The following is an 11,882-nucleotide window of genomic DNA, read 5'->3' on the forward strand; positions in this document are numbered from 1 at the left end:
CCTTCAGGGGAATGCTCGAATTTAGCCGAGAACTGCGGGCCATTACACTTCATTGCTCAACTTCAACGCACGGAGGTGGCCTTCCACCATCGAGCATCCAGCGGTAAACTTGGATATGGTGCCGAGCGATCTCATCCCAAACATACCGCTCCTCCACCAGACGTCGACCTGACGTGCCATAGTACGCAAGATCAGGGCGCATTAAGGCCTGTGAAAGTATGGCTGCAAGGGCAGCCGGATCCGTCTCGATCCGTATTGCCGCCGCCTCCGCAAACCCTTCAGGCAGATTGCAAGCGTCAGTCATGAACACAGGAAGCCGGTAGGCCCAGGCCTCCAGCACCGACATGGGCAGCCCTTCGGAATACGATGGCAGTATGAACGAATCAGCTTGCCGTAGCGCAGCGTCCTTCGCTGCGCCGTAGAGTGGGCCCACAAACACTACATCATTCTGGAGTCCCCTCTTCGTTACCAATTCTCGAAGCCGAAGCTCGTGGCCGCCGTCGTCCCACCCAGCGATCACGATCTGCCACGCAGCGGCTATCGTCGGAGCATCGCTCCGAAGTATCGACCAAGCCTCGATCAACTCTTCGATGCCTTTCTTGGGATGTAGCCTGCCAAGGGAAAGCAGGACACGTCGCCCGGCTGCAGGCTTAATTTTTGGCGCTAGGCCATCGCTTGGCCGGTCATGAGGAAGGTCTATACCATTGGGAATGATTGCGATCGGGTTGGCAAGCCCATAGCTTCGGAACGCTTCGGCTTCGGATCGGTTCAGCGCATGGAGGCACGATGCCCCCCGCAAATTCGACCTTTCAAAAAGTATCTCGACAGCTTTCTTTTTCCATCCTGAATTTCGCAAAGCCCAGGGATCTAGCATTCCGCGAGGCGAGACGATCACCTTCCCCCCGGTTCGCCGTCGCCAAGCAGACACCTGAACTGAAGTCGTGTGCCAGATTCCATGCTGATGCACCACATCGAAGCGTGTCTGGCTCAGCGCGTGGCCGATCGATGGTGCATATCTGATCGAGGAAACGCCGTAATGCGGAGCCGCAAGGGGAACGATCGGCGACCACGAGCTGATGTCTTGGGCCGTGAATTTGTCGCTGTACCCTAAGACGGAGATGTCAGTATGTGCCTTATGCAACGATAAAGCGGATCCGCGAACCGAATTGTACAATCCCCCGGCGAGCCTTGATATGCTTCCAGTCACGATGGCGAGCGCGAGATTCTGTCGCACAATTGGCGCCGTCATAAGCAACCCCATGTTAGGTTGCACTTCATTGTCCGACATCGCTCATCGATAGCTAGACCTTCTAAAAACCAAGTGCGCCGGCCGTGCGATCTCATTTCCTTACGCCTAAACTTCACTGTGGAAGATCGTCAGGTGGGAGCACCATCTCGCCTGTCTGGAGAATGATTCGACGTATTTTGGCCGGCGCCCCGGCAAGGAGCACATTTGGAGGGAAATCACCACGCACAACACTGTTCGCCGCAACAATCGTTCCAGCGCGTATTGTCGTGCCGGGACCTATATAAGCGCCACGCCCTATCCACACATTTTCTTCGATAATAACCGGAGCCACTTTGTAGTCCTGGCCTCTTACACCGGAAGCGGGTTTGAACCGATGTTCCTGATCACGAATTGACACATACTCTCCGATAGCGACGTTTGAACCGATTCTAATCAGTTCACTTGCTACCAAATGACAACCTGTATTTATACTGGTTCTATCTCCTATCGTTATCTCTGCTGCCAGGGCTGTTTGAAAGAAGAGGCTGTGGCCGAGCATGCAGTCCTCGCCAATGCCAATGTTGAGCATTGGCCGGGACAGCCGGAGCCCACCCCATATCAAAGTGCCTTTGCCTACTTTCCGAAAGAAAAGTGGCACAGTTGAGCGATAAAATACCCCCCGAGCAGTTGGCAAAAAAAGGTGCACCTGTTTCATCTCAAAGATCCGGGCCATGAGAAAACCCAGCAGCCGTGCCCCGCAGCGTTCAGCTTACGAATCATGGACATCTTCATCTGAGCTAAACGATCCCGCCGCCCGTTCACCCAACACCGCAGTGACGAGCCGCTGTCTGTACCGCTCCCATGAAAACGTGCGAGCGTGATCACGGGCCGATAAGGACATTCGATCGCGCAAAGCGCGATCCGACACGATCTTTGCAATGGCTTCTGCCAGTGCCAGCGGACTTCCTTCCTCGACAATAAGCCCATCTGTGCCGTGTCGAACTACCGAGCCGGCGGCCCGCGTCGTGACGGTGGGCACCCCGGCTGCGAGCGCTTCATAGGTGACTCCTGCCGATCCCTCCACTAAGCTGGGCAGCACGAGGACATCGGCTCGCTGAAATTCGATATGCACCTTGTCACGTGGAACCCTTCCAAGGAAGGTAAGTGCGCCGACCTCTGGTCGGGCACGAATGCGAGGTGACACCTCCCCCGCAACACGAAACTCATAGTGATCGCCCGCCTTCATCAACATCTGACTGGCTTGGCCAAAAATGTGAATTCCTTTTCGGAGATCCGCCGTTCCTGCGAAGAGCACGCGTCCGCGTTGCGGGCGGGGCGCGATGTCGAACCAACTCGGTGCGACAGCGTATGGAACGATGCGCGTGCGAGCCGGCTCGACACCGAAATTGTCCACCAAATCGGCTCTTACAAACTCGGACGGACAGACGAGTATATCGGCGTGGTCGAGCATTGTGGCATATGGCCGAAATCGTGGGCCCATAGCCTCAGCGAAAGTCGGACGAGGATCGTCCCATCCTGGATATCGCTCATGCTCCGCCCGAAGTATCCGTTGCCACGAGGGTGCAATGCAGACATCGGCCCCCGTGACGATCCCCTTCGCCTTGGCGGCCGCCAGCAGGTGCCCGGTTTCATGCATTACCGAAAACAAGTGGGTAGCAGCTCCGAAACCAGTATTTACCATCCTCTCACCGAGAGCGACTGCAAACTCCTCCCAGAGACGAGTTGTCGCAATGGCGTCCGCCGACCGGAGCCGAAGCATATGACGTATTGACACCCAGTCAAAGGTCCGGCTCTTCCTAGCGATGCCCGTGGGCAACTGACGCCTTCCTAGGGCACGCACTTGCGGAAGTCTCTGCCCGGACAGGCGAAATACCGCCTCGGCAAAACGCCCAATGCCCACAGTACCACACATGTCAGTGTAAAAAGCTTCCAGGACCCCGCTAGCCTCGAACGCTGCGGGTATTGCATAGTTGTGCCGGGATCCAATCTGCGCGGCAATCACTCTCGCGTGTTCACATGTCACGGAGCAGTCGCCCCCCGGCCCGTGTAACCCGACGACCGTTTGGCGCTTTGCACGCGGCTGGCCGCGTTCACTCCATTACCTATGATTGGACCACCCGTGACTGGGGTTCCAAGGAAATAGCGGGCACCGTAGATTGCACCACCGTAGAGGATCATCACATTAAAAAAATAGAACGCATAGGCCGTAGGCATGATTAGCGCGGGAGCCAGGCCGCAGGCATAGAAGGTGGCCGCCCAGACATCACCACGGTTGGCTCGAACCCACCACCTACCCATAACATATGCCATTGCAACAAAAAAAATGACACCAAAAAAGCCAAATTCGAGATACGCATCTCCCATGGCCGTCGAGGTTGCCCCGGTACTCCCTGCATAATAGAGTTGGTTGTACAGGCGCTCGGCAACGCCCAGATCAAACATCAGCCAGTTCTTCAAGTCTGCGCCGACAAGCTGGGCTGGAACGTACTGAAATATGATCCGGTTCCAAGATCCGGCACCAAATGTGTGGAAGCTCCACTGGTCTGCCAACCGAACAAGGTAAAGCGCGTTGGTGAGTTCAGGGCTGGCGTGTTCCGTCGCAAATGGCGTTAACGACCAGAAGTCAATGGCCCTGATTTGCGCCAAAGTGGGCATTTTCCATTCCCCGGTTTCGCTCGCGATGCTCCGTAATGCGCCCACGCCGAAGATGACCAAGGTGGCAATAGGCATACCGAAGATAATAAAAATACGCGGGACTATCACGTGACGGGCGAACCATACTGCAAGCACCACGCAGGTAAACATTTCAACCATCGCTCGACGCCGGAAATAAATCAGTATTAATGGAATATACAGCGCGGCAGCCGACGCAAGCAAAACGTATGACGCAGTACTCCTGTATTTCAGCGCAAGATAGATTGACAAGAACAGCGAAATAACCTTCACATTGAACACAAAGTACATGATCGTAAGGGGACCTGACCACTGCGTCATATTCAGTTCGTCCGGTGGCCGCATGCCCATTCCGATTTGCATAACCCATGCAACGGCTGAAATGGCAAATCCGATACGCAATAGGCCCTTGTAGGAGGGAACCCGGAACCGGAAGCTGGGTGAACTCCTGCGAACCGCACTTACTCCCCAGTTCCACCCGAGATGGATGCTGAGGAAGCAAGCTAAAGTGAACAGGTTTAGAGTGACAAAGTACTCCGATTCAACGAATGTCACTGCCTGGCGGACTTGCCACAATTGCGGCACGACCCAGCCCAAAAATACCGCAGCCACCAGCGTGGGGAACTCAAGGTATCCGGACGGCTTTCGAAGACCGAAAATCACCGCCAAACCACACGAGCCAGTGAGACACCAAAAGGCGAACTCAACCATTATGCTATTGCTCCCGTAGGAACTTGAGCGTTATCGCTTCGCGCCTTACATGCTGATCGTACCACATAGCTTTCCATGTCCACTGCCGAAGGCCAAGACTCACATGCCGGTCCGTATCGCTGGCTGGGTGGCCTTACGGCGCTCTTTTGTAACCCGGGAGCCGCGTTACGCAACACCGCCTATCAGGAGCGTCACTTAGTTTCTTGCCGGGAACTTGCTCCCGAGACAAGCGCGAGACATTCAGCCAACGTGGCGTAATGCGGGCGTAGCCAGCTTCCCACCGTTACATCCGGCAAGTTTCTTTTTACCATCATTGATACAAACAGCAGACTTGCGACGTTCGCCACAAGAATTGAGAGTATTACAGAATACATCCCGATAAAAGCCATCGTCGATGCGCAGACCAGCAAAAATGATACAATAAACAAAACGTGCGCTAAGACAATAATACGGGTCTTACGCAATATCTTGCAGGTTTCGAAAAGCACATCCTTTACTGGATTGAAGGCGTACGCGACCGCCAAGAGCGATCCCATTGTTCCAGCAGTCGCAAATTTTTCTCCAAATAAGATCGGTGCGACTGCCGGAGCTAAGATAATTGTGGCGGCCGTCCCTGCAAAGGACGCAACCCAGGTCAACCGCATGATCCGAAGCACTATGAGAGAGAGGTTCTCACTTGTCCTATTCGCAAATGCAGGAAGTGCCACTGATCTTATTGCAGTACTAAACACGCCCGTGAACAACGATGAAAGCGTCACTGCTACAGCATAGTGTCCGACAATTTCCGGCTGCCACAGCAGAGCCACTGCGATGCGGTCGGCCTGCGCAGTGAACAGCCTGGCTGCAGTGCTCAAGTGAAGCGTTGCGGCAATCGTCAACAGCTGTTTCCCGATATGCCAGTTCGGCTCACCACTAAGCCCAACCTTCATTGTTGCGGCTCGCATTGCAAAAACCATACCGATACTGATGATTTGGGCCGCCACAAAATACTCGACACTGGGCAAAAACATGAAAGACGCAATACAGAATCCACAATATATCAGCGGCTGAGACACAGTAAACGCTTGCAAATAGAAGAACTTCTGCCGTGATCTCAATATACCTCTGTACATATCCCCGATTATCCCAAATAACGCAGAAAAGAAGGCAAAGGCCACGCCAACCAATACCGGAATCCCCTCTCCATATCGCATCATGACGATGTACATTGCGCCCGCGCAGGCAGGCGCCAGAAGAAACGATAGCAGCCGAGCCACGGACAGCGCAGCCCGTTCGACCTGGTCCCTATTGTTGGCTCCCGCAAGAAGCACTACCGCGTCGGAAATAGATATCTGTACCAATGTGGCGAACAAACCACCCCATGTCAGAACTATCGCAAGTATGCCGCGACCCTCGGGTCCCAACACCCTGGCTGTAATCATGCCTGAAACGAGCCCCGCCGCGAGCACGACGCCAGATGCGGCGAAGGATCCGAAGGCAAATCGCGCCCATGCCGTGTGCGTCCCTTTAGACACGGAGGATTGAATCTAAAAACTGGTTCCGAATCCAAGCGGAGTGCCGCTCGTATTCCCGCTCGTGGGCCTCTTCGTCAATCTGAAACACCCCCCCAACACGCTTTATCGGGGCGTAGGAAAACAGATCAAACCTCGAATCAACTGGCACAATACGGGCCGGCCGACCGAAGGAGAGTGCGGCCACTCCGGCGTGAACGCGATCTGTGACAACACCGTCACAGTACTTATAAATCGCCAGCATGTTTAGTGGATTATATGTTATGTATGAGTTAGGGCGGCTGAATGTCAGGTAAGGGAATGGATACAAACCATGGACAGGCCGTATCACCCTCCACGGCCCGAGCGTTTCTTGGTAGGTGCGTCGGAAATCCGCGTGCCGTTCTAACTTCCAGGGTATGCGGCGTTTCGTCACCTCAAACGAAACATCTGCTCCAATAAAGCTGGTGTCCTTTGAAGTCGAATTGACCGTTAGGAGTGGCTCTTTCATACTATGAAAGCTGGAGCATATATATGGAATGTTCGGGGATAGCGTGGGAATGTCGTCAAGGCGGCTAACAAAAAATGCGAAACAGATGCCGTCGAGACTTGGATTTACGAGATCCCCGATCTTTTCATATGTTAGATGATCCCTAGTGTGAATTGCTGTCGGTGGATATTTGGCCAAGAACGCGCGAAGGGCCGGTATTTCTGCATCGAAGGCGTTTGAATGGACGCTGATTAGACTATACGTCGAGCCCTTTTCAATTATGTGTTTGATGAGGTCACCGTAGTGTGCTGTAAAACCTCGCAGTATCGGTCCCGAAAACACATAGTGATCCGCCTCGGTCCAACTTCTGACGTCAAAACAATTGTTTTCAAAGCGTCCCGGCCGAAAAGCACGCTTAATAGGGCCATCAAATGGCACGACGCGATGGTTTGGCAATTCTTTCTGTAACACACGTTGCAGCGATGTTTGATAGAATGCATCCCCCAAGTTGTTCCAAGTGGAATTCTCAACAGCGATTGTAAGCAACCCTATTTTCTCCTGTGACTCTCGTTAGTTTCGGTTTTGCAGACCGACTACAAAAAACTGACTTAGTTTGCGAGCTGGCTTACTAAACACAGCAAAATCGACGATCCCTGAATTCAACCAGCGTCTTCGAGAATACAACGACTCGATGTTGTGACTAATGTAGGACGTAAGCCCTCTTGTGCTGGCCCCGCCATGCATCATGTCCACCAAAATATGGTCGACTACGACCGAGCCAAATCCAAACAGCTCCGTAGCTCTCAGCATCCAATCATAATCTGATGCTATGGCAAAAGAGAGGTCGAAAGCTCCAACCTGTTCAGCTACCCCGCGCCGCACGTAAAACGTTGGATGTGCGGGCATCCATCCAGAACGAAAGCCACGCGGCGGTCGCGGCGTCGCGGTCCACCTCCGAACGAGCGCTTTGCTCTCGTGATCCTTTACGAAGTCCAGATGACCAATTGCGATATCGGAGGTCGCAAGGGCAGTCGCGAGGCGCCCTAGGACCGACGCATCATGGTAAGCATCGTCCGAATTCAGCACACCTACAGCATCGCCGCTAAAGAGGCCGAGCGCCTTATTGAGGGCATCGTACATGCCTCGATCCGGCTCGCTAACGACCACCATTTGCTCCTGCGGGTAGGAGCGGATGATCGAAAGCGTCTCATCCGTCGACGCACCGTCGACTACGATCAGCTCTTTGTCTTCATGCTCCTGAGCGAAGAAGCTGTCCAGCGTATGGCCGATAGTGCCGGCGGCGTTCCGGCAGACCGTAAGGACTGAGATCTTCACGGGCTTCGTCCTAGCACTACTGTGCCGCGACCCGGCTATGCTCCTCGTCGAGCCGCCGATGCTGCACCTCCTGCTTTACGGAATGGAGGTCCGCTTCCACCATCTCGCCCACCATGTCGTCGAAGGAAGTGGATGCCTTCCAGCCCAGCACGCGCTGGGCCTTGGCCGGATCGCCAACCAAGAGTTCGACCTCTGTAGGCCGGAAATATCGAGGATCGACTTCGACCAGCACACGCCCGGATTTCCCGTCGAAGCCAGTCTCGCTCACACCCTCACCTTGCCAGCGTATGTCGATCCCTACCCTGGCGAAAGCGAGCTCGACGAACCTGCGGACGGAATGTTTATGACCTGTCGCCAGTACGAAATCGTCGGGTTTCTCTTGCTGCAACATGCGCCACATCCCCTCCACGTAGTCGCGGGCATGGCCCCAGTCACGCTCTGCTGAGAGATTACCCAGATAAAGCCTCTCCTGCAGGCCGAGGCTGATCGCGGCGACGGCCCGCGTGATCTTTCTGGTTACGAAGGTTTCGCCGCGAATCGGGCTTTCGTGGTTGAAAAGAATGCCGTTAGAGGCGTGGATGCCGTACGCTTCGCGGTAATTGATGACGATCCAATAAGCGTATAGCTTGGCGGCGGCGTATGGTGAGCGAGGATAGAACGGCGTAGTCTCGGACTGCGGTGTCTCCTGCACCAAGCCATAGAGCTCCGACGTGGAGGCCTGGTAAAATCTCGTTTTCGCCGTCAGTCCAAGAATCCTGATCCCCTCCAGCAGCCGCAAAGTTCCAAGGGCATCGGCATTGGCGGTGTATTCTGCGGTCTCGAAACTTACCTGGACATGCGATTGCGCGGCAAGATTGTAGACCTCATCCGGCTGCACGTCCTGAATAATACGGATGAGGTTAGTTGCATCCGTCATGTCGCCATAGTGAAGCGTCAGTCGCAAGTCACTCTCGTGCGGGTCTTGATAGAGGTGGTCGATCCTGCCGGTATTAAATGAGGAAGAGCGGCGTTTGATGCCGTGAACTGTGTATCCCTTGGACAGAAGCAGATCGGCGAGATAGGCGCCATCCTGGCCCGTAATGCCCGTGATCAGCGCGGTCTTTTTTTTGGTCATTCGACACTCCGGTCAGCGAAACGTACTTCTGATATTCTTGCGGTGGCTTGAAATCGATGTGCGCCTTTGAACGATCCAGGACCCCACCGCCAAGGGCCGCCAGACTATCGACGAAACCTAGTCGAAGGCTGTAACCGCGCCTGCCGTTCTCCTCACGTGGAAGCGATTGATTTCACCTGCCATGTAAGAATTCAACCGACGGGCTGGAATTGGAGTGAAGCCGACGTGGAATAGCCGCCAAATTCCGAAACCAGCCTCGATATCTCGGTGGCAAAGCGCTCTGGACCAAAGTTGCGGGCGCGGGCTATTGATTCCGATCCAGCTTGGATCAGCCATTCGGAGTTTTGATCTGCCGCAGAAAGAAGTGCGGCTAAGAGCTCGGGCTTTTTCCCCGCCCGAAATCGGATTGAATTGCGCTCCGAAGCAAGGTCGTCTCCGCTACCGACAGCGCTGCTTAGTATCAACCCACAACCACATAGCGAAGCTTCGTGAACCACCAACCCCCAAGCTTCGACTAAGGACGGCAACACCAAAAACCGCGCTGAGCTATATCGGCTGGCCAGTTCGTGCGGCTGCACAAAATCCTCGACGACGATTTGGGAATGCTCGGGTATTTGCTTTCGCAGCTCGCCGCTTCCACAAATTCGCAGAGTCCATCCAGGTCGTTGGCGGGAAAATTCGGCAAACGCACTGGTGAGGCCGAGGATGTCCTTGCGGTGGATCAGTTGCCCGACAAACAGAAATTCGCGCGGTCGCTCGTTAAGCGGGCGCCCAGGGGAGAAAAGTGAAGGGTCGGCTCCATACATCCCGGTGCGAATGAGGTTGGGTGGCATCCCGAAGTGGCGCATAAGTCGCTCCCCCTGGCGACCTGGCACGAGGAATGCATCGAAGTGTCGGCGATAGCGAAGCCGAAAAGCCAACGGCCCGAGCAGCAGCTGGCGAAAATCCCCCCGCCAGTTGGCATCACTCAGACCAACCACCTGTCCGCCCGCAAGCTTCACCTCACGGCCAAGCGCCGAAAAAGCAGGATAGGACCAGCCGGACTGCATGAAAAGTCTCGGCACTGGCACACCGATATCGGACCAAGAAACGGGCTTTCTCGCGTTAATCCAATTCACCGGCTGACCAAGTACCTGTTCCATGCCGTCGATCGGGACTACCGGGCGAGATCCAATGACCACGCAGGGCATATCCACCCTTTCCGCGGCTGCCCGTATGAGTCGAGCGGCATATTGCGGAAGGCCATGCCAGGAAAAAGCCACTCCCTCTGCATGCGGCTGACGCATTACCATGCACCGACCTCGGTTAGCATCGATTCTAGCATCCCTGGTTTATTTCCTTGACCGAAATGCCTTCGGTTTTTGCTCGCACTATCGCGTTAAAAGACGAGATGCCAGTGCAGGCACCGTAAACGCCTTCTAGGCCTATATCCTGCACGTCGACCAAATCGGACCGGTGCTTACCTCCACAATGCTGGTTGGCTGCCACCGCACCGTGAAAAGTCAACGCGCACCGAACCCTGTCAGCATGGTTCGCATAGTGCGAAACACAATGAGCATGTCGAGCCAAGGAGAGAAGTTCTTGATGTAATAGAAATCATAGTGAAGCTTTTCCAAAACGTCGTCTACTGCTGCAACATGGCCCTGGTTGACTTGCGCCCAGCCGGTGATGCCAGGCCGAACGATGTGACGGTACCGATAGAATGGCAGCTCCGCCTCGTACCATTTTGACAGCACGAGTGCTTCCGGCCGCGGACCGATCCAGCTCATCTCGCCGCGCAGGATGTTGAAGGCCTGCGGCAACTCATCGATCCTGGATTTTCTTAAGAACTGCCCCAATCGGGTGATACGTGTGTCGCCGGCCTTCGTAATGGCCGCTTCCTTCTCGTCGACAGCTGTGTCGCTGAGCTTCATCGTTCGAAACTTGTAGACCTCGTAGGGATGCCCTCGATAACCCATTCGCTTCTGTCTAAATAGCGCCGGTCCAGGCGAATCGATCTTAACCGCAATCGCCACGAATAACAGCAATGGCGAGAAAACAACAAGCACAAATAATGCAGAAGCCCAGTCTATCGCCTGCTTTATTTTCAGGTAGGCTTGGTTTGGATTCAAGGAGCCTAGAGTGTTTTCAGAAAGATGCTCGATCTCTACCCTGCCTGTGAGCGACTCGCTTATTTGCTTGACATGATAGACGGGCGTTCCCGAGAGAGCGCGGTCGGCAATATACCGCTCCCACTCGTCGGAAAGGTCGGCTCGGAGGTCAGCCACCACACCGGTCGCATATTCAACGACCATGTCGGGTGTACGAATTCTGTGCCAGTTCACACCAGGTATGCTTTCCAGCCTATGGACGTCTCCGCCGGGAATTATCGCCAGCCGGTGTGCATCGAGCCGACGCGTCACCAGGCTCAAGCCAAAATACCACAACGTGGACTGAATGAAGCTTGCTGCGGCTTGGAACCGGCTATAATCGAACCTGAAGAAGAAAATGGTAACGAAAACGAGGCCGTAGGTCAGGGCGAAGGTTGGCAAAATATAACCAGCCGCTGCGACTCCCGGGAAATTGCCGATTCGCTTGTAGAAAGAATAGCCTGTCGCGTGTGCGATAAATGCTGCAAAAATTGTAACCTGCATGTTCGACGACCAGATTACCCTGGGATCAACCGACATGCGAACAAACGCCGGCAGCAGAATCGCGAACGTCAATCCGCCAAGCAGCTGAAAGCGCATCCGGAGCAGGAAGTGCCTTCTGTTGGGGAGTTGGATGGTGGTGGCGTTCAAATTGAATCCCGCGAACCAGACCCTAGGCGTTTACGTGAAA

10 protein-coding genes are annotated in these 11,882 nt (G+C 54.6%); all 10 read right to left on the reverse strand.

Annotated elements, in window-relative coordinates; genetic code table 11:
* Positions 1-49: 49 nt before the first annotated feature.
* Positions 50-1,288, reverse strand: a complete 1,239-nt coding sequence (locus tag RQ479_RS13330; protein ID WP_376705421.1) for a glycosyltransferase — start codon at positions 1,286-1,288, stop codon at positions 50-52.
* Positions 1,289-1,361: 73 nt separating this feature from the next.
* Positions 1,362-1,943 (reverse strand): acyltransferase, encoded by a 582-nt coding sequence (locus RQ479_RS13335; RefSeq protein ID WP_376705422.1) that lies wholly within the window; start codon positions 1,941-1,943, stop codon positions 1,362-1,364.
* Between the two features lie 54 nt (positions 1,944-1,997).
* A complete protein-coding gene (locus RQ479_RS13340) occupies positions 1,998-2,699 on the reverse strand; it encodes a glycosyltransferase family 4 protein (RefSeq protein WP_376705423.1) in 702 nt (233 codons plus the stop codon).
* Between the two features lie 569 nt (positions 2,700-3,268).
* Positions 3,269-4,633 (reverse strand): hypothetical protein, encoded by a 1,365-nt coding sequence (locus RQ479_RS13345; RefSeq protein WP_376705424.1) that lies wholly within the window; start codon positions 4,631-4,633, stop codon positions 3,269-3,271.
* Between the two features lie 191 nt (positions 4,634-4,824).
* Positions 4,825-6,054: an oligosaccharide flippase family protein gene (locus RQ479_RS13350; RefSeq protein ID WP_376705932.1), complete on the reverse strand. Its 1,230-nt coding sequence runs from the start codon at positions 6,052-6,054 to the stop codon at positions 4,825-4,827.
* Positions 6,055-6,139: 85 nt separating this feature from the next.
* Positions 6,140-7,159, reverse strand: a complete 1,020-nt coding sequence (locus tag RQ479_RS13355; protein ID WP_376705425.1) for a polysaccharide pyruvyl transferase family protein — start codon at positions 7,157-7,159, stop codon at positions 6,140-6,142.
* A 24-nt stretch (positions 7,160-7,183) separates the two neighbouring features.
* Entirely contained in the window at positions 7,184-7,948 is a 765-nt protein-coding gene (locus RQ479_RS13360) for a glycosyltransferase family 2 protein (protein ID WP_376705426.1), read from the reverse strand.
* Between the two features lie 16 nt (positions 7,949-7,964).
* Positions 7,965-9,062, reverse strand: coding sequence for a GDP-mannose 4,6-dehydratase (gmd, locus tag RQ479_RS13365; RefSeq protein WP_376705427.1), 1,098 nt, complete (start codon positions 9,060-9,062; stop codon positions 7,965-7,967).
* Positions 9,063-9,253: 191 nt separating this feature from the next.
* A complete protein-coding gene (locus RQ479_RS13370) occupies positions 9,254-10,204 on the reverse strand; it encodes a glycosyltransferase family 4 protein (protein ID WP_376705428.1) in 951 nt (316 codons plus the stop codon).
* Positions 10,205-10,564: 360 nt separating this feature from the next.
* Complete coding sequence (locus RQ479_RS13375) at positions 10,565-11,842, reverse strand: sugar transferase (protein ID WP_376705429.1); 1,278 nt, start codon at positions 11,840-11,842, stop codon at positions 10,565-10,567.
* Positions 11,843-11,882 lie beyond the last annotated feature (40 nt).

The organism is Mesorhizobium sp. ISC25 (genome assembly GCF_042295465.1).
Lineage (GTDB): Bacteria > Pseudomonadota > Alphaproteobacteria > Rhizobiales > Rhizobiaceae > Mesorhizobium.